This window comes from Rhodococcus sp. 05-2255-3B1 (genome assembly GCF_002258545.1).
Classification (GTDB): Bacteria; Actinomycetota; Actinomycetes; order Mycobacteriales; family Mycobacteriaceae; genus Rhodococcoides.
The window spans coordinates 686,101-711,774 of sequence record NZ_NOZC01000036.1 but is presented as its reverse complement, the minus strand read 5'-3'; the positions used below and the strand labels follow the sequence as shown (position 1 = coordinate 711,774).

Annotated in this window: 21 protein-coding genes and 2 tRNA genes; 15 read left to right on the top strand and 8 right to left on the bottom strand. The window is 66.0% G+C overall.

The window, feature by feature from the left end:
* Window positions 1–3 precede the first annotated feature (3 nt).
* Window positions 4–1,395 carry an alpha/beta-hydrolase family protein gene (locus CH249_RS24140; RefSeq protein WP_094682874.1) on the bottom strand — a complete coding sequence of 464 codons (1,392 nt, stop codon included), beginning with the start codon at window positions 1,393–1,395 and terminating at the stop codon, window positions 4–6.
* The gene (locus tag CH249_RS24135; RefSeq protein ID WP_143544575.1) at window positions 1,392–2,048 is read right to left on the bottom strand and encodes a hypothetical protein; all 657 of its coding nucleotides are present in this window, start codon (window positions 2,046–2,048) and stop codon (window positions 1,392–1,394) included. Before CH249_RS24135 ends, CH249_RS24140 begins: the two co-directional genes overlap by 4 nt.
* A gap of 217 nt (window positions 2,049–2,265) precedes the next feature.
* Here CH249_RS24135 and CH249_RS24130 point away from each other — a divergent pair, with 217 nt between their 5' ends.
* From CH249_RS24130 to CH249_RS24120, 3 genes are all read left to right on the top strand, one after another.
* Entirely contained in the window at window positions 2,266–3,453 is a 1,188-nt protein-coding gene (locus CH249_RS24130; RefSeq protein ID WP_094682872.1) for a sensor histidine kinase, read from the top strand.
* A gap of 10 nt (window positions 3,454–3,463) precedes the next feature.
* Entirely contained in the window at window positions 3,464–4,126 is a 663-nt protein-coding gene (locus tag CH249_RS24125) for a response regulator transcription factor (protein ID WP_094648112.1), read from the top strand.
* 101 nt (window positions 4,127–4,227) lie between these two features.
* Window positions 4,228–5,259: an ATP-dependent 6-phosphofructokinase gene (locus CH249_RS24120; protein WP_032397750.1), complete on the top strand. Its 1,032-nt coding sequence runs from the start codon at window positions 4,228–4,230 to the stop codon at window positions 5,257–5,259.
* A gap of 19 nt (window positions 5,260–5,278) precedes the next feature.
* On the opposite strand, the gene CH249_RS24115 is transcribed toward CH249_RS24120, so the two are convergent.
* Window positions 5,279–5,743 (bottom strand): acyl-CoA thioesterase, encoded by a 465-nt coding sequence (locus CH249_RS24115; RefSeq protein WP_179273223.1) that lies wholly within the window; start codon window positions 5,741–5,743, stop codon window positions 5,279–5,281.
* Between the two features lie 163 nt (window positions 5,744–5,906).
* Between CH249_RS24115 and gatB the strand changes: the two genes are divergently transcribed.
* The gene (gene gatB / locus CH249_RS24110; protein WP_094631802.1) at window positions 5,907–7,418 is read left to right on the top strand and encodes an Asp-tRNA(Asn)/Glu-tRNA(Gln) amidotransferase subunit GatB; all 1,512 of its coding nucleotides are present in this window, start codon (window positions 5,907–5,909) and stop codon (window positions 7,416–7,418) included.
* A 60-nt stretch (window positions 7,419–7,478) separates the two neighbouring features.
* Here gatB and CH249_RS24105 read toward each other — a convergent pair whose 3' ends face one another.
* Window positions 7,479–8,627, bottom strand: a complete 1,149-nt coding sequence (locus tag CH249_RS24105) for a sorbosone dehydrogenase family protein (RefSeq protein WP_032397753.1) — start codon at window positions 8,625–8,627, stop codon at window positions 7,479–7,481.
* Between the two features lie 93 nt (window positions 8,628–8,720).
* On the opposite strand from CH249_RS24105, the gene CH249_RS24100 reads away from it, so the two are divergent.
* A complete protein-coding gene (locus CH249_RS24100) occupies window positions 8,721–9,695 on the top strand; it encodes a DoxX family protein (protein ID WP_032397754.1) in 975 nt (324 codons plus the stop codon).
* A 75-nt stretch (window positions 9,696–9,770) separates the two neighbouring features.
* On the opposite strand, the gene ilvD is transcribed toward CH249_RS24100, so the two are convergent.
* Window positions 9,771–11,612, bottom strand: a complete 1,842-nt coding sequence (ilvD, locus tag CH249_RS24095) for a dihydroxy-acid dehydratase (RefSeq protein ID WP_045195643.1) — start codon at window positions 11,610–11,612, stop codon at window positions 9,771–9,773.
* Between the two features lie 60 nt (window positions 11,613–11,672).
* Window positions 11,673–12,221 (bottom strand): PH domain-containing protein, encoded by a 549-nt coding sequence (locus CH249_RS24090; RefSeq protein WP_179272765.1) that lies wholly within the window; start codon window positions 12,219–12,221, stop codon window positions 11,673–11,675.
* A 257-nt stretch (window positions 12,222–12,478) separates the two neighbouring features.
* On the opposite strand from CH249_RS24090, the gene CH249_RS24085 reads away from it, so the two are divergent.
* From CH249_RS24085 to CH249_RS24065, 5 genes are all read left to right on the top strand, one after another.
* Window positions 12,479–14,422: an acetolactate synthase large subunit gene (locus CH249_RS24085; protein WP_032397757.1), complete on the top strand. Its 1,944-nt coding sequence runs from the start codon at window positions 12,479–12,481 to the stop codon at window positions 14,420–14,422.
* On the top strand, window positions 14,419–14,922 hold the full coding sequence (ilvN, locus tag CH249_RS24080; protein ID WP_032397758.1) for an acetolactate synthase small subunit: 504 nt from the start codon (window positions 14,419–14,421) through the stop codon (window positions 14,920–14,922). The genes CH249_RS24085 and ilvN overlap by 4 nt, the downstream gene beginning before the upstream one ends.
* Before the next feature lie 60 nt (window positions 14,923–14,982).
* Complete coding sequence (gene ilvC, locus CH249_RS24075) at window positions 14,983–15,984, top strand: ketol-acid reductoisomerase (RefSeq protein ID WP_170944858.1); 1,002 nt, start codon at window positions 14,983–14,985, stop codon at window positions 15,982–15,984.
* Window positions 15,985–16,169: 185 nt separating this feature from the next.
* Complete coding sequence (gene serA / locus CH249_RS24070) at window positions 16,170–17,765, top strand: phosphoglycerate dehydrogenase (RefSeq protein WP_094648107.1); 1,596 nt, start codon at window positions 16,170–16,172, stop codon at window positions 17,763–17,765.
* Between the two features lie 49 nt (window positions 17,766–17,814).
* A complete protein-coding gene (locus CH249_RS24065; protein WP_032397760.1) occupies window positions 17,815–18,825 on the top strand; it encodes a 3-isopropylmalate dehydrogenase in 1,011 nt (336 codons plus the stop codon).
* Window positions 18,826–18,906: 81 nt separating this feature from the next.
* Here the strand turns inward: CH249_RS24065 and CH249_RS24060 are convergent, their stop codons facing one another.
* A complete protein-coding gene (locus CH249_RS24060; protein ID WP_179272764.1) occupies window positions 18,907–20,130 on the bottom strand; it encodes an MFS transporter in 1,224 nt (407 codons plus the stop codon).
* A 130-nt stretch (window positions 20,131–20,260) separates the two neighbouring features.
* Here CH249_RS24060 and CH249_RS24055 point away from each other — a divergent pair, with 130 nt between their 5' ends.
* From CH249_RS24055 to CH249_RS24045, 3 genes are read left to right on the top strand one after another with little or no spacing between them, the layout of a single operon-like run.
* Entirely contained in the window at window positions 20,261–21,034 is a 774-nt protein-coding gene (locus tag CH249_RS24055) for a fumarylacetoacetate hydrolase family protein (RefSeq protein ID WP_094631800.1), read from the top strand.
* Between the two features lie 7 nt (window positions 21,035–21,041).
* Window positions 21,042–22,517, top strand: a complete 1,476-nt coding sequence (gene gltX, locus CH249_RS24050; protein WP_094648106.1) for a glutamate--tRNA ligase — start codon at window positions 21,042–21,044, stop codon at window positions 22,515–22,517.
* 46 nt (window positions 22,518–22,563) lie between these two features.
* Entirely contained in the window at window positions 22,564–23,568 is a 1,005-nt protein-coding gene (locus CH249_RS24045) for a YihY/virulence factor BrkB family protein (protein WP_179272763.1), read from the top strand.
* Here the strand turns inward: CH249_RS24045 and CH249_RS24040 are convergent.
* The gene (locus CH249_RS24040) at window positions 23,526–25,145 is read right to left on the bottom strand and encodes a bifunctional 3'-5' exonuclease/DNA polymerase (protein WP_094682871.1); all 1,620 of its coding nucleotides are present in this window, start codon (window positions 25,143–25,145) and stop codon (window positions 23,526–23,528) included. The genes CH249_RS24045 and CH249_RS24040 overlap by 43 nt on opposite strands.
* Window positions 25,146–25,390: 245 nt before the next feature.
* Here CH249_RS24040 and CH249_RS24035 point away from each other — a divergent pair.
* Both CH249_RS24035 and CH249_RS24030 read left to right on the top strand, forming a co-directional pair.
* Window positions 25,391–25,462: transfer RNA gene (locus tag CH249_RS24035), tRNA-Gln, on the top strand.
* 91 nt (window positions 25,463–25,553) lie between these two features.
* Window positions 25,554–25,626: transfer RNA gene (locus CH249_RS24030), tRNA-Glu, on the top strand.
* Window positions 25,627–25,674: the final 48 nt, after the last annotated feature.

The following is a 25,674-nucleotide window of genomic DNA, read 5'->3' as shown; positions in this document are numbered from 1 at the left end:
TCGTCACCGACACCGTTGCATGCTCGTACCCTGGTCGGTTCCGTACCGATGGCCGTGACCGGCTCCGACGTCGAGTGCGGCCGCAAGATCGACGGACGTCTGGAGGAAGCTCACGCCGGGCAGCCACATCGGTGTGGGCGCGTCGGGTCGGGTGCTCGACGTGTTCGGCGGTGACCACAGCAGGTCGGTCGACCACCGGACGACGGGGTCCGAGGAATTGGCCACCACCGTTGCGCCGTCGGTGTTCACGGCCCCGGCGGGCGGACCCGCCCACACGGCACCGCAGATACCCGGATCGCTCCGTCCGATCGAGAGGAACACGTCGCTTCCCGCCACCGCGCCCAGACTCTGGCCGTACACGATGATGTCGGGCGGTGTCGGTTCCGATGCCGCGCGCGTCGCCACAGCGCGAACCACCGCGTCCGCGGAACTACGCGCGTCGTCCTCGGCGAACAGGAATGTCGCCCAACTGGGCGCGCTCGAGTACTGCACCGCCACTGTGGCGACGTCACCACCGAATCTGCTCTCGGCACCGGTGACGGCGTTCTCGTCCACCCACCCCGATCCGGTCGGTATCGCGACGACCACGACGCTGCGCTGGAAACCCCCGGCTCGATCCAGGTCCGCGACGGCCAACGCCACCCTGCGATCGACCGTCGGAGCCGAATCCAGACCCGCGTAGGCGCGCACGGTGCCGGGAGCGAGACCGCCGGAGACGAACTTCCGGCCCTCTGCGCCGAGCGTGCGCCACGGGACGAGCGAGGCCGGAGCTCCTGATCTCGTGTTCGAGCTCGGAGCGGGCTCCGCGTCGTCCACAACGGAGTTCGAGGCCGAGAACGAGTCCGATACGGCCGACCCGACCGAAGGCGCGGCAACGAACGACGCAAGACCGACGATGGCAACCGCAATCACCGATCGACCACGGCCGAGTGCGCCGCCGATTCCGACAGCCGCACGGCCGAGTCCGCAGAGAACCACCGCAACACCGATCGCCCCTGCCGCCACCTCCGCTGCGTACCGCCAGTCCACCGTCCCGACGTCCATAGAGATCCGTAATCGGTTCTGCCACACAATATTCGCTGCAAAGAAGCAGGTCGATATCCCTGCGCCGACACCCGCCGACCAGGCCTGCAGGCGCCGCCGAGCGGGCGTGCCCGAACCGAACACGCGCCGGGCCGACCATGCGGCCGCGAGTGCCGTCGCCATCACAGTGCCGGTGAACAGGGCCTGGGTGACGGCCGGCCGTGGGAGCAACGAGGGAGCCGAGGACACCATCACCGCAACGGTGAGTGCCACCGAGGTGCCGATTCGGGGGAATCGGACACCCGTCTCGGCCGGGGCATTCGGGTGAGCCGAACCGGCAACTCCGGTGCCTGCGACGATCGGCGCGATCATGCGGGCTCGATCGTCGCAGGCACCGGCTCGGTGGTCAGCAGGCGTCGGCGCGCATGTCGGCCGGTCGCGATGCCCCACAGTGCAATCGGAACGATCCCCGCGCCGCCGAACACGAAGGGCAATGCCGGCTCGGCCACCGGTGCGCCGAAGGACTGTCGCCAGGAGTTGAGGTCGACGGCCGTGGCAGCCACAGATGCGGCGGCGTCGCAGACCTGACGGGGCCCGTCGTCGGCCCGGTCCGTGCAGGCGGCGTGCATACGCCCCTCCAACTGGGCATCGAACGATCTGCGCCACTGCGGATCCACTGTCGTTCCTGTGGCAGCGGCGTACCGAATCAGGTCGTAGCCCAGGTCGTGGGCCCTGCATGCGGAATCGAACTCGGACGGAAGCGGAACGGGCGACGAGCAATCGCCGTGTGGGTTCTCTGCCATGTCGTCCTGCACCCGAGGCCGGTATCCCATCACCGGTCCGAAGTCGTCGGGGATGGTCAGGGCGGCGACGTCGGCCGACTCGGTGACCAGTGCGTGTACCGAGACCGCGACAGGCGAAGTCGATTCGGCAGCAGGCGGTGTCGATGCCGCGCCGGTCGTTGCCGTCACCGCTGCGATCGCCGCCGCCGTGCACATGACGACGCGAGAAGTGTTCCTGTTCATGGCTTTCGACGCTAGGGAGCGGCGTATTCATCGGTCATCGCACCGAAGTCTCGTTCTCCCGTACGTGCATCGGTGTTCCCCAGGGACGATCCGATACCTGGATACTGCACAGAACTGATACCCAGGTATGACGACCTCGTCGGCTCACAGTCCCTAGGCTCGGTGCGTGCGAAGGAACAGATCAGGCGACGCCGAACTCGGAGCGATTCGGCGTCGAGTGCCGACCCGACTCGGTGGCTTCCGCGCGATCGACGTGCTGATCGTTGCGATCACCGCAACGCTGTATTCGATTGCATGGCCGACTCTGCCGGTCACCCATCAGGTCTCGGGTCCGCTACTGCCCATCGTCGGCGCACTCGCCGCGTTTCCTTTCGCGTTGATCCGCGTCAATCCCGCACTGGGATGGGCCGTCTCGGCTCTGTTCGCTCTGGTGATACCGGTAGCGTTCGACCGTGTACCCGGCTACGACTACCCGTGGCAGGTGGTGCACATACTCGTTCTTCTGGCGTTGTTGTTCGCCGTCGCGGTTCGCTCGCCGATATCGGTGCTGCTCGTCGCTTGGCCGGCCAGCATGCTGGTGTTCTTCGCCTACATGCCGGGCGCGGACGGCGTCGGCTGGTCGGTGGGTCTGACCGCGATCGTGGTGTTCGGACTGTTGATCCGCTGGCTCGTTCTCTCCCGTAGGCAGCTCGCGCAGCAAGAGGAAGTCAGTGAGCTCGAGCGCACCCGACGCACCGTTCTCGAGGAGAAAGCCAAGATCGCCCGCGATCTGCACGATGTCGTTGCGCACCACATGTCGATGGTCGTCGTGCAGGCGCAGAGCGCGCAGTATCGACTCGATGATGTATCCGATTCCGCAGCACAGGAATTCGAGTCGATCGCCGTCACCGCCCGGGAAGCGCTCAACGAGATCCGGGGAATGCTGGGCGTGCTGCGCAGCGACGGAGCGCAGTGGCAGGACGCGCCGGCACCGAATGCACTCGACCTCGAACGCACCCTGCACGCCAGCCGCAAGGCCGGTATGGACGTGCGGTGGACTGTCACCGGCCGGATCGAATCGATCTCCGACACAACAGGGTTGGCGCTGTACCGAGTTCTGCAGGAGTCGCTGTCCAACGCTGCCCGGCACGCGCCCGGGGCCGCGGTGACCGTCGACATCACGGTCGGGCCGAGTACGGTCGTCATGACCGTGATCAACACTGCGTCGCCGAGCACGAGTGTCCGACGCACTGCTGGAGCCGATACCGGTGGGCACGGGATAACAGGTATGCACGATCGTGCGCGCGCGGCGCACGGCACGCTGCACGCCACCTATCTGCCCGACGGAGGATTCGAGGTCGCGGTGCACGTTCCGAACGGCATGCCGATCTCGACGGCACCGGTTGTTCGGCACGATCTCGCCTAGGCTGTTGCGCGTGGCTACAACGGTGTTCATCGCCGACGACCAGGCAATGGTGCGGCAGGGGTTCGGTGCCCTTCTCGGTGCGCAGGCCGACATCTCGGTCGTCGGAGACGCCGACAACGGCAGGACCGCGGTCGGTGAGGTCGCCCGGTTGTTGCCCGACGTGGTGCTGATGGACGTTCGGATGCCCGAGATGAACGGCCTCGATGCCGCTCGCGCCATTCTCTCTGCGTCACTTCCGTCGCCGGTGCGCATTCTGATGCTGACGACGTTCGACATCGACGACTACGTCTACGAGGCCCTGGCGCTCGGCGCGAGTGGCTTTCTGCTCAAGGATGCTCCGGCCGAGGAGTTGATCAGGGGTGTTCGGGTCGTCGCCGCAGGCGAGGCGTTGTTGGCGCCGTCGGTGACGAGACGGCTCATCGCCGACGTCACCTCCCGGCGGGGAGCTCGGCGGCAGACGTCCGCGCGTCTGAGCGATCTGACTCCGCGGGAACGCGAGGTTCTCGAACTGATCGCCACCGGCATGTCCAACTCCGAGATAGCGGGTTCGCTGTTCCTGGCCGAGCAGACCGTGAAAACGCACGTCGGCAAGGTCCTCGCGAAGCTCGGACTGCGCGATCGCGCTCAGGCGGTCGTCCTGGCCTACGAGACCGGCGTCGTCACGCCGAAGTGAGGACCGGACGGTACCGACGCGCGCAGCATCCAACGCCCGATTAGGCTGACGTCCGTCACCGGGTCCGCTTCACGGACCCGCGAGCAGAGAGGCGAAAATCGATGCGCATCGGAGTTCTGACCGGAGGCGGCGATTGCCCGGGGCTCAATGCGGTGATTCGCGCAGTCGTACGCACCGCGGACGCGCGCTACGGCTCCACTGTCGTCGGTTTCCAGGACGGATGGCGCGGGCTTCTCGAAGACCGTCGGGTGCAACTGCGCAACGACGACCGTAACGACCGGTTGCTCACCAAGGGCGGCACGATGCTCGGCACCGCGCGCACCAATCCGGATGTGTTGCGCGCCGGACTCGATCGGGTCAAGCAGACTCTCGAGGACAACGGCATCGACGTGTTGATCCCGATCGGCGGCGAAGGGACCCTGACCGCTGCCGCGTGGTTGTCGGAGGAGGGTGTGCCCGTGGTCGGCGTGCCCAAGACGATCGACAACGACATCGACTGCACCGACGTCACATTCGGCTTCGACACGGCGCTGACGATCGCCACCGATGCGATCGACCGTCTGCACAGCACCGCCGAATCCCACCAGCGCGTGATGCTGGTCGAGGTGATGGGTCGGCACGCGGGGTGGATCGCTCTGCACGCCGGTCTGGCGTCCGGTTCGCACATGACGCTGATCCCCGAGCAGCCGTTCGACGTCGAAGAAGTATGCACGTTGGTGCGCAAGCGTTTTCAGCGCGGAGACTCGCATTTCATCTGTGTCGTCGCCGAGGGTGCCAAGCCGATGGAGGGCTCGATGAAGCTTCTCGACGGCGGTATCGACGAGTTCGGCCACGTTCGATTCACCGGAGTCGCCCACCAACTCGGTGTCGAGATCGAACGCCGCATCAACAAGGAAGTAAGGACCACGGTGCTCGGCCACGTCCAACGCGGTGGAACACCGACGCCGTACGATCGCGTTCTCGCAACACGATTCGGCGTCAATGCGACCGATGCGGCCCATTCGGGCGACTTCGGCAAGATGGTCTCGTTGCGCGGAACCGAGATCGGCCTGGTGTCTCTGGCCGAGGCCACCAAGCAACTCAAGCGGGTACCCCAGACCCGATACGACGACGCCGCCGCGTTCTTCGGCTGATCGGGCGGGGCGTCGACCGTCAGATACGTCCTGAGGCTTCCTGGATCTCGGCCTCACGTTCCTCGGTCTCGCGGCGTAGTTCGCGCCGTCGTCGCGCCGCCTCGAAACGCTGGGCACCGATCTCGGTGGTCGGCGTCAACTGGGGCAGTGTCTTCGGCTTGCCGTCGTCGCCGATCGCCACCATGGTGAAGTAGCAGCTGTTGGTGTGGCGTAATTCACCGCACTGGATGTTCTCGGTCTCCACTCGGATGCCGACCTCCATGGAGGTGCGGCCGGTGTAGTTGACCGACGCAGAGAACGTGACCAGTTCTCCGACGTGGATGGGTTCGCGAAACACGACGCGATCGACCGACAGGGTGACGACGTAGGCCCCCGCGTAGCGACTGGCGCAGGCGTACGCCACTTGGTCCAGGAACTTCAGAATCGTGCCGCCGTGGACATTGCCGGAGAAGTTGGCCATGTCGGGTGTCATCAGCACGGTCATGGACAGTGTCTGTCGCTCTGGGGGAGTCACCCGTGCACGGTAACGAGGACTCGTTGTTACTCGCGCGTTGTAGGCGGGAGTGGAGCCTGCGGGAACGATCCGGGTGGGCGGGAGTGGAGCCTGCAGGAACGGCTGGCGGTGGGTAGGACATAAACTTGCGTGCATGACTGCTGCAACCGTCGATTTGATCGATTACGACGATGTGCTCGCCAAGTTCGACCCCGTGTTGGGCATGGAGGTCCATGTGGAGTTGGGCACGGCGACCAAGATGTTCTGCGGCTGCCCCACCGAGTTCGGTGCGGAGCCGAACACCCAGGTGTGCCCGGTGTGCCTGAGCCTTCCCGGCGCGCTTCCGGTGGTGAACGCTGCTGCCGTGGAGTCGGCGATTCGGATCGGGCTGGCTCTCAATTGCTCGATCACCCCGTGGGGGCGGTTCGCTCGCAAGAACTACTTCTACCCGGATCAGCCGAAGAACTATCAGATCTCGCAGTACGACGAGCCCATCGCGACCGAGGGTTACCTCGATGTGCTGCTCGACGACGGCAGCACGTTTCGTGTGGAGATCGAGCGCGCGCACATGGAGGAGGACACCGGTAAGTCGACGCACGTGGGCGGGGCTACCGGGCGCATCGAGGGGGCGTCGCACTCGCTGCTCGATTACAACCGTGCCGGTGTGCCGTTGGTGGAGATCGTGACCAAGACCATCACGGGGACCGGTGCGCGTGCGCCCGAGGTCGCACGTGCGTACGTGACCGCGCTCCGTGACCTGTTGAAATCGCTGAACGTGTCCGATGTGCGGATGGATCAGGGCTCGTTGCGTTGCGACGCCAATGTGTCTCTGATGGAGAAGACGGCTACCGAATTCGGCACCCGCACGGAGACGAAGAACGTCAACTCGCTCAAGAGCGTCGAGGTTGCCGTTCGGTACGAGATGCGGCGTCAGGCGGCGGTTCTCGAATCGGGTGGGGAGGTGACGCAGGAGACTCGGCACTTCCAGGAGTCGGACGGCACCACCACCGCAGGCCGCAAGAAGGAGACCGCCGAGGACTACCGCTACTTTCCCGAGCCCGATCTTGCGCCCGTCGCTCCCGACGCGGCCTGGATAGAGGAGCTTCGGACGACGCTGCCCGAGCTGCCGTGGTTGCGCCGTGGTCGGATTCAGAAGGAGTGGGGTGTCTCCGACGAGGAGATGCGCGATCTGGTGAATTCCGGTGCACTCGAGCTCGTTTCGGCGACGGTCGAGGCGGGTGCGTCGGCGCAGGCGGCACGCTCGTGGTGGGTGTCGTACCTGGCGCAGCAGGCCAACATCGCCGGCGTCGGACTGACCGATCTGTCCATCACCCCGGCTCAGGTTGCCGAGGTGGCTGCGCTGGTCGCCGACGGCAAGCTCAACAACAACGGTGCCCGTCAGGTGGTGGACGGGGTGCTGGCGGGCGAGGGTGAGCCTGCGCAGGTCATGGCGGCGCGCAATCTCGTACTGGAGAAGGACGACACCAAGTTGCAGGCCGCCGTGGACGAAGCGCTCGCAGCGAATCCCGGTGTCGTCGAGAAGATCCGCAGCGGCAAGATTCAGGCCGCCGGGGCGATCGTCGGTGCGGTGATGAAGGCGACGCGCGGCCAGGCCGATGCCGCCCGCGTCAAGGAGCTGGTACTCGAGGCCTGCGGTCAGCCCTGATCACGACCGAGAACGACTGCGGCCGAGCGCGTATCGCGCTCGGCCGCAGTCGTTCGTCGTTCAGTCGAAGCCGCCTCCGCCGCCGCCGGGGAACGGCACCTTGACGACGCGGTCGTCGGTGGGTCCGACGGTCGGCCCGTTCTTGTTGACGGTGCCCACCAGGATCTGTCCGTCGGCCGAGCTCGTCGCGCCGTTCAACTGGCCGTATTCGTCCTGGATCAGCAGTGTCGGTTCGGCCGAGACAGCTCCGGTGTTCGGGTCCGTGGTCAGTGCTGCAACAGCTTTGGCCGTCGTGAGGGCCACGGCCACCCCACCTGCGCCCGCTGCGCATCCGGCAACACCGGGACGGTCCGGCCACGTCCACACCGGGTTGAACACTGCACCGAGAGTGTCGATGCGCTGCAGGCGATCCTCCAGCGCGGTCCGGTCGGTGACGTAGATGTTTCCGGTGCCGTCGGTGCAGACGTCGCCCGCCGTGCCGATGCCGCTGAGTGCGATCTGCGGGCGTGGGGGGTTTGTCGTCGGGGACAGCGACGTCACCCGTAACAGCTTGCCGGACAGGGAGTTCGGGCTCGCGGCCGCGGCCGGATCGCCGTTGTCGCCGGTGAGGACCAGTAGTTCGTTCGGTGTGTAGAAGTCGATGGCTCCGCGATTGCCCGTCGCGCCGCGGGGGATGCCGGTCAGGATGTCCTTGGGTACATCGCCCTGAGCGAGTCTGACCACTCTGGTGTCCGCGGATGTGGTGATGAGGGCGTAGAGCAACCCGTCCTCGATGTACGTCGGAGACAGCGCGATGTCGAGCAGGCCGCCGTCGCCGGTGCCGTCGACATCGATTCGAGCCACCTCGACCGGCGTGCGGCCGGCAGCGACCTCCATGATGCGACCGGTGCGACGCTCGGCGACCAGTGCCGACTGTCCGTCGGGGAGCGCGACGAGACCGCCCGTGGTGTCCAGACATGTCGCGATCACCGCCGAATCCGGGTCGACACACGGACCGGACGGCGGCGGCGGAGCGTTCGGATCGGACGGCGGCGGCGTGTCGCTGGGAGTCGTCGGCTCCAGCTCGGCCGCCCCCACCTCCGGCGCAGGAGTGAACGGAGAGGCGTTCGAGTCGTCGAAACGGGCGCACCCGGCGAGCAGGGCTGCGGTCATCGACAGGGCGACGACGGCAGCGGTTGCAGTTCGTGGCGACGCTCCGACCGGCTTCATGCTTCGAACGTTACGGAACGTGGAGGGAGACACGCCACGCGGCCGTGAGCGTCGACGTCGGTGAGGAGCGCACTTCGGCTCTACTGTGGGGAGGTGACCGATACACCGCGCGACCCCAACCGGCCGGATCAGTCGTACGAACCGGCCGAGAGCCCGTACGACAATCCCACGGAGAAGATTCCACCCTCGCGCTCCACCTCGGAGACGTCGGCGTCCGACCGCACCGACGCCGCGGGTCCGCCGACCACGGCGTTCGGTGCCCAGCGCTCGGACCGGCTGCCGCGAACCGACGACGAACTCGACTTTCCGTACTCGTCGTCGTCCGACGCACGCTCGGCAGACGCACAGCCCACGGAGAAGATGCAGACGTATCGACCGTCGGCCTTCGCCGATTCGACGTCCGATCGCCCGTCGACCTCCGAGAGCACGACGTCGAGTGCGTACTCCGATCGCTCCACCGAGTACCTCGGGACCACCGCAGCGGCAGCGCCCGCGGCGGCCGTTGCCCCGGAGCCCGAAGTTCGTACCGAGACCGTCGAGGTTCCCGCACGCCGCGGCAGCACCGACCTCGGTCTGTTCGTCCTCCGTGTCACCATCGGAGCGGTGTTTCTCGGTCACGGACTGCAGAAGCTCGTCGGACTGTGGAACGGCCCCGGTCTCGACGGATTTCAGAACCTATTGGAGAGTTCGGGATTCCGCTACCCGGAAATTCTCGCGATCGCGGCCGCGGCTGGCGAAACCCTCGGTGGAGCGCTGCTGATCCTGGGTCTGGCGACACCACTTGCGGGCGCGGCCGTGCTGGCCACGATCATCAACGCCTGGTGCTTCAAGCAGGCCGTCGAGCCCGGATTGCAGTTCTCGGGCAGCGGCGGTGTCGAGTACGAGACGGTCCTCGGCTTCGCTGCAGCGGCGATCATTCTCACCGGCCCGGGACGCATCGCGTTCGACGGCCGACGTGGATGGGCCACCCGGCCGCGGATCGGTTCGTTCCTGGCGCTCGTCGTCGGCATCGCCGCAGGCGTGTGCATCTGGATCTTCCTCAACGGGGCCAACCCCGTCGTTCGCTGACCTCTGACAGCCGCCCGACCACGTGAGCGGAAGTTCGTAGCCTGCTACGAAGTTCCGCTCACGTGGTTTTCACCCTCAGGGGACGTAGCGAACGGCACCCTTGTCCGCCGATGTCGCCAGGGCGGCGTAGGCGCGTAGAGCGGTGGTGACCGTGCGCTGGCGATCGACCGGCTGCCACGGCCGCTCGGACGCGTTCATCTTCGCGCGTCGCGTCTCGAGGGTCTCGTCGTCGACGAGGATCTCGAGGGTGCGGGTGGCGACGTCGATTCGGACCTGGTCGCCGTTCTCGACGAGCCCGATCACACCGCCGGCGGCGGCCTCGGGGGAGATGTGTCCGATGGACAGTCCCGAAGTTCCGCCGGAGAAGCGGCCGTCGGTGATCAGTGCGCAGACCTTGCCCAGTCCGGCCCCCTTGAGGAAGGCCGTCGGGTGCAGCATTTCCTGCATGCCCGGGCCGCCCTTGGGGCCCTCGTAGCGGACGACCAGCACGTCACCGGGCCGAATCTTCTTCTGCAGGATGGCCGAGACCGCTTCTTCCTGCGACTCGACGACCAGTGCCGGACCCTGGAAGGAGAACAGGTCCTCGTCGATCCCTGCGGTCTTGAGGATTGCACCGTCGACGGCGATGTTGCCGCGCAGTACCACCAGACCACCCTCGACCGTGTAGGCATGCTCGAGATCGCGGATGCAGCCACCTGCGGCGTCCGTGTCGAGCGAGGACCAGCGGTTGCCGGTGGAGAACGGTTCGACGGTGCGGACACCGCCCGGGGCGGCGTGGAACAGCTCGACGGCCTCGGCGGAGGCCTTGCCGGATCGAATGTCCCAGGTGTCGAGCCATTCGTCGAAGCTCTTCGTGTGCACGGTCGAGACATCGGTTTCGAGCAGGTTCGCGCGTCGCAGTTCGCCGAGCAGGGCCGGGATTCCGCCGGCGCGGTGCACGTCCTCCATGTGGTAGTCGGAATTGGGGGAGACCTTCGACAGGCACGGGACCTTGCGGCTGATGGCGTCGATGGAGTCCAGATCGAAGTCGACCTCGCCTTCCTGCGCGGCAGCGAGGGTGTGCAGCACCGTATTGGTGGATCCGCCCATCGCGACGTCGAGAGCCATGGCGTTGCGGAACGCGGCCGGAGTGGCGATGTTGCGGGGGAGGACCGATTCGTCCTCGTCGCGGTAGTACTTCAGCGCTGCCTCGACGATGGTGGTGCCTGCACGTGTGAACAGCGCGCGGCGGGCCGCGTGAGTGGCCAGCGTGGAGCCGTTGCCGGGCAAGGCGAGACCGAGCGCCTCGGTGAGGCAGTTCATCGAGTTGGCCGTGAACATGCCCGAGCACGACCCGCACGTGGGGCACGCGCTGCGCTCGACCTCGTCGAGGCCCGCCTCGGACACGGCGTCGTTGGCGCTGGCGGAGATCGCGGTGATCAGGTCGGTCGGTGCCTGCGCGACGCCGTCGACGACCACGGCCTTGCCTGCCTCCATCGGTCCACCGGAGACGAAGACGGCAGGGATGTTCAGGCGCATCGCGGCATTGAGCATGCCGGGAGTGATCTTGTCGCAGTTCGAGATGCACACCAAGGCGTCGGCAGTATGGGCGTTGGCCATGTACTCGACGGAGTCGGCGATGATCTCGCGGCTGGGCAGCGAGTACAACATGCCGCCGTGACCCATGGCGATTCCGTCGTCGACGGCGATGGTGTGGAACTCCCGGGGTACCCCGCCTGCAGCTCGTACGGCGTCGGCGACGATCTCGCCCACGTTCTTCAGATGCACGTGGCCGGGGACGAACTGGGTGTACGAGTTCGCGATGGCGACGATGGGTTTTCCGAAGTCCGAATCGGTCATTCCGGTGGCGCGCCACAGCGAGCGTGCGCCCGCGGCGTTGCGTCCGACAGTGGTGACCCGTGAGCGTAGCGGCGGCATAGTGCGTTGTCCTCGTTCGTTGCAGCGGTTTCTCGCACCGAGGAGATTACTCGCCGTCGACTACCGGTCCTTCGGTGCCTGTTCGCCGTCGCCCTCGGTGTCGTCGGCTTCCTCACGGTCCCGATCCTTCGCGGCGGCAGCAGCGGCGGCCGCGGCGTAGGGGTCGGTGATACGGCCGCCGCTGGCCGCGGCGAGCTGGGGGAGTAGGTCGAATCGCACGAGCGGTAGGGACTTCTCGCTCTTGTCGGTCAGGACCACACGCGCCCATCGACGGTCCGGGAAGTGCAGACCCGCCACCGAGTCCCACGCGATCACATCCGAACCCACGAACCGTCGCGCCGTGATCGCCTCGGGAGAGACGACCGTGCGCACCCGAAACACCCAGATGCCGGCGACGATGGGCAGTATGAGCAGCCAGCCCATGGCCAGGGGCCAGCTGGCGGCGGTCAGTCCGGTGCCGAAGAGCAACAGGCCGACGCCGAGGAGCGCGAGGCGTGGGACTCGAATGACCTGCGCTGTCGGTGGTTGCGGTCCCTCGGCACCTTTCGGTGACTCGGGTGCGGTGTGGGATGATGGCCGAGGTGGTTCGGACTGCTGCGAAGACGACACCCATTCATCTTCGCATTGCATCTACGCGATCTCACATAATGGGATTGCGTCGTGACGAGTTTGACTCTTCCCTGTGCGCGCGCCTACCGTCGAGCGCGTGAAGCGGAATTGGATACTCGTAATCGGCCGGCGCGTCAACGCCTGAGCCGGTTGTTCAAACTCGCATCGACGCGCCACCCTCGTACAGCTCACGCTGACGGGGGTTTTTTCTTGCCCAGAGATCGCCCAGCAATTTCACATTCCTGAGGAAGCAATCAGTGAGCGCACCAACCGCACGCCCAGGGCCCACGACCCGTAAGTCGGGGACAGCCGCCAGCCCGTCCGCAGACGCAGTGACCAACGGATCGCGACGCCACGTCGCACCGGAGAAGGTCACCGGCGCACAGTCGGTCGTTCGGGCCCTCGAAGAACTCGACGTCGACACCGTATTCGGCATTCCCGGTGGCGCGGTTCTCCCGGTCTACGACCCGCTCTTCGACTCGGTGAAGGTGCGCCACATTCTGGTGCGCCACGAGCAGGGTGCAGGCCACGCCGCGACCGGCTACGCCCAGGCGACCGGCAAGGTCGGCGTCTGCATGGCAACGTCCGGTCCCGGCGCGACCAACCTCGTCACCCCACTCGCCGACGCTCAGATGGATTCGGTTCCCGTCGTCGCGATCACCGGCCAGGTCGCCCGTAGTCTCATCGGGACCGACGGCTTCCAGGAAGCCGACATCTCGGGTATCACGATGCCGATCACCAAGCACAACTTCCTCATCACCGACGGTGCCGACATCCCGCGCATCATGGCCGAGGCGTTCTACATCGCCGCCTCGGGCCGTCCCGGTGCGGTGCTCGTCGACATCCCCAAGGACGTCCTGCAGGCGCAGACCACGTTCTCGTGGCCGCCGGAGATGCGTCTGCCCGGCTACCGTCCGGTCACCAAGCCGCACGGCAAGCAGGTCCGCGAAGCGGCCCGCTACATCGCCGACGCCAAGCAGCCGGTGCTCTATGTCGGTGGCGGCGTCATCAAGGCCGACGCCTCGGCGGAGCTGCTCGAGCTGGCCGAACTGACCGGAATTCCTGTCGTGACCACTCTGATGGCCCGCGGCGCGTTCCCCGACTCGCACAATCTGAACCTCGGCATGCCGGGTATGCACGGCACCGTCGCCGCGGTGGCCGCATTGCAGCGGAGCGATCTGCTGATCACGCTCGGTGCCCGGTTCGACGACCGAGTCACCGGCCAGCTCTCGTCCTTCGCACCGGATGCCAAGGTCATCCACGCCGACATCGATCCGGCCGAGATCGGCAAGAACCGCTACGCCGACGTGCCGATCGTCGGCGACTGCCGTGAGGTCATCACCGAGCTCATCGAGGCACTGCGGGCGGACCGTGCGACCGGAACCACGCTCGATCTCGAGCAGTGGTGGGTCTACCTGAACGGCATCCGCAAGACCTACCCGCTGAGTTACGACCGCCCGTCCGACGGATCGATGTCACCGGAGTTCGTCATCAGCTCGGTCGGCAAGTTCGCCGGCCCCGACGCGATCTACTGCGCCGGCGTCGGTCAGCACCAGATGTGGGCTGCACAGTTCATCAACTACGAGAAGCCGCGTACGTGGCTCAACTCGGGCGGCCTCGGCACGATGGGGTACGCGGTTCCGGCCGCAATGGGTGCCAAGAGGGGCCTCCCCGACGCCGAGGTGTGGGCCATCGACGGCGACGGATGCTTCCAGATGACCAATCAGGAACTCGCGACCTGCGCGGTCGAGGGCATCCCGATCAAGGTCGCACTCATCAACAACGGCAACCTCGGCATGGTTCGCCAGTGGCAGACCCTGTTCTACGAGGAGCGCTACTCCAACACCAATCTCGGTACCCACGGTGCCGTTCGCATCCCCGATTTCGTGAAGCTCGCCGAGGCGCTCGGTTGCGTCGGGCTGCGGTGCGAGCGGGAAGAGGACGTCGACGCGGTGATCGCTCAGGCACGAGCGATCAACGATCGTCCGGTCGTCATCGACTTCATCGTGGGAGCCGACGCACAGGTGTGGCCGATGGTCGCTGCCGGTACCGGCAACGACGAGATCATGGCCGCGCGCGGAATCCGTCCGCTGTTCGACGAGGACGAGACCGTGGGAAGCGAGCCCGGCCTCGACGAGGCCATGGAGCGCGAGCAGGCCCCACACCCGCAGATCGACGACGTGAAAGGCACCGACAAGTGAGCACGAGCCATACCCTCAGCGTCCTCGTCGAGGACAAGCCAGGTGTGCTGGCCCGCGTCGCCGCGTTGTTCTCGCGCCGTGGTTTCAACATCTCCTCGCTTGCCGTCGGCGGTACCGAGATTCCCGAGATCTCGCGGATGACGATCGTGGTCACCGTCGACGAATTCCCGCTCGAGCAGGTGACCAAGCAGCTCAACAAGCTCATCAACGTCATCAAGATCGTCGAGCAGGACGACGACTCCTCGGTGGCTCGCGAGTTGGTGCTGATCAAGGTCCGCGCCGACGCGAGTGTGCGCAGTGAGGTCATCGAAACGGTGAACCTGTTCCGCGCCAAGGTGATCGACGTGTCTCCCGAGGCCGTGACGGTCGAGGCGACGGGCACCCGCTCGAAGCTCGATGCGTTGCTGAAGATGTTGGACCCCTATGGAATTCGAGAAATAGTTCAGTCGGGAGTCGTTGCCGTCGGACGTGGACCGAAATCGATCACAGCGTCGCGCTGAGCGACGGACGTGATTTTCAGCGAAATCGAAGAGGAAAGGTTACAAACAGTGGCAGTCGAGATGTTCTACGACGACGATGCTGATCTGTCGATCATCCAGGGCCGCAAGGTCGCTGTGATCGGTTACGGAAGCCAGGGCCACGCGCACTCGCTGAGCCTGCGCGACTCCGGTGTCGATGTGCGCATCGGCCTGGCCGCGGGCTCGAAGTCCCGCGCCAAGGCGGAGGAGCAGGGCCTGAAGGTCGGCACTCCCGCCGAGGTGTCCGAATGGGCCGACGTGATCATGGTGCTCGCACCCGACACCGCGCAGGCCAAGATCTTCTCCGAGGAGATCGAGCCCAACCTGAAGGACGGCGACGCGCTGTTCTTCGGGCACGGACTCAACATCCACTTCGACCTGATCAAGGCACCGGAGTTCGTCACCGTCGGCATGGTCGCACCCAAGGGCCCCGGCCACCTCGTGCGTCGCCAGTTCGTCGACGGCAAGGGCGTTCCCGCGCTCATCGCCATCGACCAGGACCCCAAGGGCGAAGGTCAGGCACTGGCTCTGTCCTGGGCCAAGGGCATCGGCGGAACGCGCGCAGGCGTCATCAAGACCACGTTCAAGGAAGAGACCGAGACCGACCTCTTCGGCGAGCAGGCCGTGCTGTGCGGCGGCACCGAGGAGCTCGTCAAGACGGGCTTCGAGGTCATGGTCGAGGCCGGATACGCGCCCGAGATGGCGTACTTCGAGGTGCTGCACGAGCTCAAGCTCATCGTCGACCTCATGTACGAGGGCGGCATCGCTCGGATGAACTACTCGGTGTCCGACACCGCGGAGTTCGGTGGCTACCTCTCGGGACCGCGCGTGATCGACGCAGGCACCAAGGAGCGCATGAAGGCGATCCTGGCCGACATCCAGTCGGGTGAGTTCACCCGTCGCCTCGTCGCCAACGTCGAGAACGGCAACACCGAGCTCGAAGGCCTGCGCAAGGCCAACGCCGAGCACCCCATCGAGGTCACCGGCAAGAAGCTGCGCGACCTGATGAGCTGGGTCGATCGCCCGATCACCGAAACGGCCTGATTCTCATCGAATCACGTTCTCACGCATGCTGATCGAAGGGCACCCCTGCATCCGTAGGGGTGCCCTTCGATGCGTGAGGCAGGTGGCGTCACAGTTCGACGTCTCCGGCCTCTAAACTGTTTCTGCTGCACCAGCTCCGACTTTTCACCGACAACAGTCTCGAACCGACATAGGGAGTTCTTCACGTGAGCCAGCCAGGCCGTCCTGTCGTTCTGATCGCCGACAAACTTGCGCCGTCCACCGTCGAGGCATTGGGCGACGGCGTCGAGGTCCGTTGGGTCGACGGCCCGGATCGCCCCGCGCTGCTGGCCGCGGTCCCCGAGGCCGACGCGATCCTGGTGCGTTCCGCGACCACGGTCGACGCAGAGGTTCTCGCCGCCGGAACCAATCTCAAGATCGTCGCCCGCGCCGGCGTCGGTCTGGACAACGTCGACGTACCTGCAGCCACCGAGCGCGGTGTCCTCGTCGTCAACGCCCCGACCTCCAACATCCACACCGCCGCCGAGCATGCGGTGACGCTGCTGCTGTCGGCCGCGCGCCAGATCCCCGCCGCCGACGCCACTCTGCGTCGGCACGAGTGGAAGCGCAGCAAGTTCAACGGTGTCGAGATCTTCGGCAAGACCGTCGGCGTCGTCGGACTCGGCCGCATCGGTCAGCTGTTCGCACAGCGTCTTGCAGCATTCGAGACCCATATCATCGCCTACGACCCCTACGTCTCGGCCGCGCGCGCCGCCCAGCTCGGCATCGAACTGGTGAGCCTGGACGAGCTGCTCGAGCGCGCCGACATGTTCTCGGTTCACCTCCCGAAGACCCCGGAGACCAAGGGCATCATCGGCAAGGAAGCCCTGGCCAAGACCAAGCCGGGTGTCATCGTCGTCAATGCTGCTCGCGGTGGGCTGGTGGACGAGCAGGCCCTGGCCGACGCCATCACCAGTGGACATGTGTTCGCCGCCGGAATCGACGTCTACGCCTCCGAGCCGTGCACCGACAGCCCCCTGTTCGAGCTGCCGCAGGTCGTGGTCACCCCGCACCTCGGCGCGTCGACGACCGAGGCACAGGACCGGGCGGGCACCGATGTCGCCAAGTCGGTTCTGCTCGCTCTCGCAGGCGAATTCGTGCCCGACGCCGTCAACGTCAAGGGTGGCGCCGTGGGCGAGGAGGTGTCGCCGTGGCTCGAGATCGTGCGTAAGCAGGGTGTGCTGCTCGGCGCTCTGTCCACCGAACTTCCCACGTCGCTGTCGGTCGACGTCCGCGGCGAACTCGCCGCCGAGGACGTCGAGATCCTCAAGCTCTCGGCGCTGCGCGGTCTGTTCTCCGCCGTCATCGAGGACTCGGTCACGTTCGTCAACGCCCCGTCGCTCGCCGAGGAGCGTGGCGTCACCGCCGAGGTCACCACCGCGTCCGAGAGCGAGAACCACCGCAGCGTGGTCGACATCCGCGCCGTCTACGGCGACGGCTCGGTGCTCAACGTCGCGGGCACTCTGACCGGCACCACGCAGGTCGAGAAGATCGTCAACATCAACGGCCGCAACTTCGACCTCCGTGCCGAGGGCAAGAACCTCATCGTCAACTACGCGGATCAGCCCGGCAGCCTCGGCCGGATCGGCACCCTGCTCGGCGATGCCGGCATCGACATCCAGGCCGCCGCACTGAGCCAGGACTCCGAGGGCGACGGCGCAACGATTCTGCTGCGCGTCGACAAGGACGTGTCGGAGGAGTTGAGCGCGAGCATCGCCACCGCGGTCGGCGCGTCCACCATCGAACTGGTCGACCTGTCCTGAGCATCGCTCGCAGTCGATAGAACGAAGTCGAAGAATCACGAGGAGTGAGATGAAGCTGGCCGTCATCGCCGGAGACGGTATCGGACCGGAGGTCGTCACCGAGGCGCTCGCCGTGCTCGACGTCGTTGCACCCGGTGCCGAGAAGACCGAGTACGACCTCGGCGCGCGTCGCTACAACGCCACCGGGGAACTGCTGCCGGACTCGGTGTTGGCCGAACTGCGCGAGCACGACGCAATTCTGTTGGGAGCCATCGGTGATCCGTCGGTTCCGAGCGGCGTGCTCGAGCGCGGACTGCTGTTGCGCGCTCGGTTCGAGCTCGATCACCACATCAACCTGCGTCCGGCCAAGCTGTACCCGGGTGTCGTCGGCCCACTCGCCGGTGACAAGGACATCGACGTCGTGGTCGTGCGGGAGGGCACCGAGGGGCCGTACACCGGCAACGGTGGCGCGCTTCGTGTCGGCACCCCGCACGAGGTGGCCACCGAGGTCAGTGTCAACACCCGTTACGGGGTCGAGCGGGTGGTGCGCAACGGTTTCGAGCGGGCTCTGACTCGGCGCAAGCATCTGACGCTGCTGCACAAGACCAATGTGCTCACGTTCGCAGGCAGCCTCTGGGCTCGCACGGTGGACGAGGTCGCGGCCGAGTTCCCGGACGTCGAGGTCGCGTACCAGCACATCGACGCCGCGATGATTCACCTCGTGACCGACCCGGGCCGGTTCGACGTCATCGTCACCGACAATCTGTTCGGTGACATCGTGACGGACCTGTCGGCGGCGGTGACCGGCGGAATCGGTTTGGCCGCAAGCGGAAACATCGATGCGACCGGAACCAATCCGAGTATGTTCGAGCCCGTGCACGGCAGTGCTCCCGACATCGCAGGGCAGCAGAAGGCGGACCCGACGGCCGCGATCCTGTCGGTGTCGTTGTTGCTCGATCATCTCGGCGATGCGGCAGGTGCGGCGCGGGTGGAAGCCGCTGTCGCAGCGGATCTCGCCGAGCGAGGAACCACAACCGCGTCGACGAAGGACATCGGCGCGAGAATCGCAGCGCGTCTGTAGCAGGGCCGTCACGACATGCCACGGTGGGCCGACTGCCCACCGTGGCATGTCGTGTTTCTCGGGCATCCCCGCAGGTCTGGATCAGCCGGCGCTGTCGGAATTCTCGTCGAAAGTCTCGGAACGCGGATCGTCGGGGACGATCGGCACGGAGAGTGCAGGGAAGATCGCCGACACCAGGAATGCGACGGGAAAGCTGACCGTCGCAAGCGCCCCGAAGATCGGCGGTACGGCCGACGCGAACACGTACTGACTCGTGTTCTGCACGCCGAGGGCGCGTCCGCTCCAATACGGTCCCGATATCTCTGCGACAGCAGTGAAGGCAAGGCCGTTCGGTGCAACGGTGGCGACGGACGCGACGACGAGCAGGACGATTGCGGCGGGGGAGTCGAACCAGTCGGCGATGCCGAGCCCCAGCATGCTGACGGTGGCGGTGGCCGCAACCCACCGTAGGGGCCGCATGCGGCTACCGACCCGATCGGAGAGTGCTCCGACGCTCATCCGGCCCAGTGCACCGAGGATCTGGGTGACGGTGACGAGGACGCCCGCGGCCGCAGCAGTCCACCCTCGGTCGGTCATCAGCCACACGAGCGCAAATGTCCAGACCACGTACTGCGGAACCACCAGCAGGATGGACGTGGCATGAATGCGCCACAGTTGGCTGCTGCCTCGGTACGGATTGTCGAGCAGACCCTGCGCCGCCGCGTCGATACGATTCGGACGGGGAGGGTCGACGACCGCCAGGCAGAGCAGGGCGCTCGCAGCGCACACCGCAGCGGGTACGAGCAGTGCCACTCCGACGCCGTGGTCACGGGCGATGGGTGGGATGGTGAGGGCGGCAAGGGCAACGCCCAGGGGCACCGACATCTGCCTGATGCCCATTGCCAGTCCACGGCGATGCGGCGGGAACCATCCCACCACCACGCGTCCGCTCGCGCTGTTCGCACTGGCCGCTGCCATACCGCCGACCAGCAGCAGGACGGCGAGCACCGGGATGGACGTGCTGACCACCGCGCCGAGACTCGCTGCGGCCGTGAGCCCGAGCCCGATCACCAGAACGAGACGTTCGCCGATGCGGTCGACGAGCACGCCCCATGCGATGAGGGTCAGCATGATGCCGACGGTGGGCATCGCAACCACGAATCCTGCAGTCGCAAGGCCGAGTCCCCGGTCGTCGTGCAGGGCAGGAATGAGAAATGCAGCACCGTTGATGAAGACGGCGCCCGCAGTCTGCGCGAGCATCCCGAGCACGAGCATGAACCACCGTCGCGTCTCGCCGATGCTGGACAACTGCTTCGTGTCGCTCATTCCGGCCTTCCGTCTCAAAATATGGACATACGATCTTGCTATGTGGATCAACGCGAACTTTACACCGGCGAAAGATCGGTGGATCGGACGGCGTCGACGTGCGGAGAACAACGGTCGATAGACTTCCGTCATGCGTCTCGGTCGAATTGCAAGTCCTGATGGTGTGGCATTCGTGAGTATCGAAGGTGAGGGTGACTCGCAGACTGCGAAGGAAATCGCCGAACATCCTTTCGGCACACCCACGTTCACGGGTCGGTCGTGGCCTCTGGCCGACGTGCGACTGCTCGCCCCCATCCTCGCCAGCAAGGTCATCGCCATCGGGAAGAACTACGCCGCGCACGTGGCCGAGATGGGCGGTGAGGCTCCGAAGGACCCCGTGATCTTCATCAAGCCGAACACCTCCATCGTCGGGCCCGGAGCGCCCATCGTGCTGCCACCGTCCTCGAACGAGGTGCACTTCGAGGGTGAACTGGCGATCGTCATCGGCCGCCCGTGCAAGGACGTCCCGGCCTCCAAGGCGTACGAGGTGGTGCTCGGATACACCGTCGCCAACGACGTCTCGGCCCGTGACCACCAGAAGCACGACGGACAGTGGACTCGCGCCAAGGGACACGACACCTTCTGCCCACTCGGGCCCTGGATCGAGACCTCGCTCGACCCGACCGATCTCGAGATCAAGACCGAGGTCGACGGCGTGGTCAAGCAGCAGAGTCGTACTTCGCTTCTGCTGCACGACATTCCGAAGATCATCGAGTGGGTGTCCGCGGTGATGACACTGCTCCCCGGAGACGTCATTCTCACCGGAACCCCCGAGGGAGTCGGGCCCATCACCGACGGAGACAGCGTGTCGATCACCGTCGAGGGAATCGGTACCCTGACCAACCCCGTCGCAGCGAAGAAGTAGGGCGAGCATGACCACAGCAACAGATGTCCGCGTTCGGTTCTGCCCGTCGCCCACCGGGACCCCGCACGTCGGTCTGGTCCGAACCGCACTGTTCAACTGGGCGTTCGCCCGGCATCACGGCGGCACCTTCGTCTTTCGCATCGAGGACACCGACGCAGCACGCGACTCCGAAGAGTCCTACGCCGCCCTGCTCGACGCGTTGCGCTGGCTCGGCCTCGAGTGGGACGAGGGCCCCGAGGTGGGTGGCCCGTACGAGCCCTACCGGCAGTCGCTGCGTCGCGAGCAACACGTTGCCGTCGTGCAGCAGTTGCTCGACGCCGGCGAGGCCTACGAGTCGTTCTCCACGCCGGAGGAAGTGGAATCCCGTCACAAGGCAGCCGGACGCGACCCCAAACTCGGTTACGACAACTTCGACCGCGACCTGACTCCGGAGCAGCGCGAGGCCTATCGAAGCGAGGGACGCGGGGCCGTCGTGCGACTGCGGATGCCCGATCACGATCTGACGTGGAACGACCTCGTGCGCGGGGAGACCACGTTCAAGGCCGGGACCGTACCGGATTTCGCTCTGACCCGAGGCAACGGAGTTCCGCTGTACACGTTGGTCAATCCGGTGGACGACGCACTGATGAAGATCACCCACGTCCTGCGCGGTGAGGACCTGCTGTCGTCGACGCCTCGTCAGCTCGCTCTCTACGAGGCACTGATCCGGATCGGCGTCGCAGAACGCACCCCCGAGTTCGGGCACCTGCCGTTCGTCATGGGCCAGGGCAACAAGAAGCTGTCCAAGCGTGACCCCGAATCGAATCTGTTCATCCACCGCGATCGTGGGTTCGTTCCGGAAGGTCTGCTGAACTACCTCGCTCTTCTCGGCTGGGGCATCTCGGACGATCACGACGTCTTCTCTCTCGACGAGATGGTGGCGGCGTTCGAGATCTCGTCGGTTAATTCCAACCCGGCACGCTTCGATCAGAAGAAGGCCGACGCGATCAACGCCGAGCACATCAGGATGCTGGCAGCTGACGATTTCGCGGCGCGGTTGCGCGAATACCTCGTCGCGCAGGGCAATCTCACCGAGCCGGTCGACGAGAAGGTGTTCGCCGTCGCGGCCGATCTGGTGCAGACCCGCATCGTCGTCCTCTCGGATGCCTGGGGACTGCTGAAGTTCCTGTTCGTCGACGAGGCGGACTTCGAGATCGACCCTGCAGCCGCGGCGAAGAACCTCGGTGCCGATGCCGCACCCGTTCTCGACGCCTCGGTCGAGGCGCTGACGGCGTTGCAGACCTGGACCACGGCCGATCTGGAGGCGACTCTCAAGGACGCGCTGATCGAGAAGCTCGAGCTCAAGCCGCGCAAGGCTTTCGCCCCGATTCGGGTGGGAGTGACCGGGTCGCACATCAGTCCGCCGCTGTACGAGTCCATGGAATTGCTCGGGCGCGAGAAGACCCTGGCACGCCTGGCTGCAGCACGCGCCCGGGTGGCGTGACGGCGCACGGCCCCAGGCGCACCGCGGGCCGCGGGGGCAGCCTCGAATGAGTGTCTCCGATCGACTGGATCGACTCCAGCGCAGGCGACCGGTTCTCGGCTATCCCATTGCGGTGGTGTACAAGTTCGTCGACGATCAGGGCGGCTACCTCGCCGCCCTGATCACGTACTACGCCTTCGTCTCGCTCTTTCCTGCGCTGCTGCTCTTCTCCGTGATTCTGGGCATCGTGTTGATGGGCAACCCGGAGCTGCAACAACAGATCCTGAACTCGGCACTCGGTCAGATCCCGGCGGTCGGTGAAGAATTGGGGCGTCCCGAACGGATAGGTGGCGGCACGGTCGGTCTGACGGTGGGTATCCTCGGGTCGCTGTACGGCGGGCTCGGTGTGTCCGTTGCGCTGCAGAACGCGATGAACACCGCATGGGCCGTACCGAAGAATCTCCGGCCCGATCCGATTCGAGCCCGAGTGCGGGGACTGGGTTTGCTGAGCACCGTGGGCCTGGCGGTACTGGCTATCACCGCACTGAATGTGCTCAGTGCCGCAGGATATTTCGGCCCGGAATCAGGTCTCGTCGTCTTCGTGATCGGAACGCTGCTGTACGTCGGGGTGTTCGTCGTTGCGTTTCGGCTCGCCACAGTGCGAGCGGTGTCGATCGGACAGGTACTTCCGGGAGCCGTAGTGGCCGGTCTGACGTGGCAGCTACTGCAGACGTTCGGCGGTGTGTACGTGAAATACGTCGCCGCGAGTTCGACGGTGACGAACGGTGTCTTTGCAGTGGTGCTCGGGCTGTTGGCCTTTCTGTACGTGACCTCGGTATCGATCGTGATCTGCATCGAGATCAACGTGGTTCGTGTCGACAGGCTGTTCCCGCGGTCCCTTCTGGCCCCGTTCACCGACGATGTCGAACTGACCGAAGGTGACAAACTCACCTACACCGGACAGGCAGAAGCACAACGCAGCAAGCCGTTCGAGGACATCGACGTGACGTTCGCCGACCCACCGGGAGCTCAGTCCGAATCCGGCTCCGAGCGGGCAGCCGAAGCGCCGTAGAAGCGGTCGATTCTCGTCTCCATCGGAAACCGGACGGCCGTGTCGCCGAACATCAGCCGAGTTGCCGACAACGCCGATGCTGCAATCGCTTCGGCGGCACGCTCCGAATCGGCGACGGGACAATGCACCACCACCTCGTCGTGTTGAAAGAACACCAACTCGCTGCTGGTCCCGGAATCCCCGTCGCTCCTGCGGGCTCCGCTCCCGGCATTCGGGTCACTCCTGCGGGCTCCACTCCCGGCCAACCGGCCACGCAGATCGGCCAACAAGCACAGCGCCCACTCGGCGGCGGTGGCCTGCACGACGAAATTGCGCGTGAACCGGCCCCGCGCGTGCGCGTCACCTTCCGACCACCACTGCGGCGAGGGCGGTGGGCAGGCCCGTCCGAGCCACGAACGAACGACCTCGCCCCGTTCTCCCGCGCGGGCGGCCTCCTCCACCAGTGCGACGGCACCGGGGAACGAGGCCCGTAGTCGCGTCAGCAGCGAACGCGCCTCGCCGGAGGTCGCCCCGTACAGGACCCCGAGAACGGCAACCTTGGCGTGGCTGCGATCGCCGCCGAACGATGCTGCCGCCACCGGTGCATACAGATCTGCGGTGCCTGCCGCGGCGACCATACCGGGATCGCCGGACATCGCAGCGAGAATGCGCGGTTCGAGCTGACCGGCGTCGGCGGCCACGAAGGTGTAACCGGGATCGGCGATCACACTGGCGCGCAGGGGTTTCGGAATCTGCAGGCCGCCTCCGCCGCGACTGGCCCACCGGCCCGAGACCACAGCGCCGGGAACATAGACCGGACGGAAACGATCGTCGCGAACCCACGCGTCGAGCCATGCCCACCCGTTCGCAGCGTGCAGCTTCGACAGATCGCGGTGGCGCAGCAGCAGCGGAACTGCCGGGTGGTCGATGTCGCGGATGACGTGCGCGCGAGTCGATGTCAGTTCGATACCGACGCGCGCGAACGCGGCCACCAGCTCCACGGGAGAGGCAGGGTTGACGCGCCGCCCGAACGCCGACGAGATCTGGTTCTCGAGCTCGACGAGAGCCGGGGGTGGAGAACCGTCCAGCGGCCGCGCACCGAGCATCGTGTCCAGATGACGGCGATGTGCCGACGCGGAGAACGGCAACCCGTCGAAGGTCATCTCCGCGGCGGCCAGGCCCCCGGCCGACTCGGCCGCCGCCAGCAGGTGCAGTGCGCGATCGTCACCGATGTCGCGAAGCTGACGCCGATACTCGGTGAGCACGGCCGCGGGATCGGAGTTGGGGTTCGCGTCGAACAGCCCCGGCCGCAGGTCGGCGGGAGCCGAAGGGGCAGTCGCCGAGCCGGCGCGCATCGCCAGAATCGCACCGACCAGGGCCAGATCGTGACAGCGGCGGACGCGTACTCCTCGTTCGAGCAACCGAGGGTAGATCCGGCTGGTGTCCTCCCACACCCACCTCGGCCGTTCGTCTCGCTCCAGCCCGGCAACGGCCGCGACCGGATCCTCGGCCACCGTGGGTTCACTCTGCATCGAGCCGTCGTCGGCGAGGTACGTCAGTACCGCCTGCTCGCCCTGAGGAACGAGCAGAACCCTCATCGGACTCGGCTGGGTCTGCGATCGGTCACGGAGAACAAGTCTGCTCCACTGGTCGGACGAGGCGTCGAGGGGGCTCCTGGGGCCCGAGGAAGCTGCGACTCGGGCCGGCCCCGAAGTCTGCGCCGCGCGGTTTCGGTGGCTCTGAGCAGCCGATTTGCAGAATGGGTAGTCACCTTTGATAGTCTCTATCCCGGCTCGAAACGCAGTGCACATCGATCGTGATGCGCAGTTCGATTCAAGTCCATTGGGGTATGGTGTAATTGGCAACACAGCGGTTTCTGGTACCGCCATTCTAGGTTCGAGTCCTGGTACCCCAGCGAGCAGGTGAAGGCGATTTTGTCGCCGAGGCCGAGGCAGTTAAGCTGGCTCAGCGTTACAAGCTCGAACAACAATGCAGGTGAAGTTCCTGGCCCCGTCGTCTAGCGGCCTAGGACGCCGCCCTCTCAAGGCGGTAGCGCGGGTTCGAATCCCGTCGGGGCTACAACAGACAACACCCTCTCGATCCGTGGATCGGGAGGGTGTTGTCGTT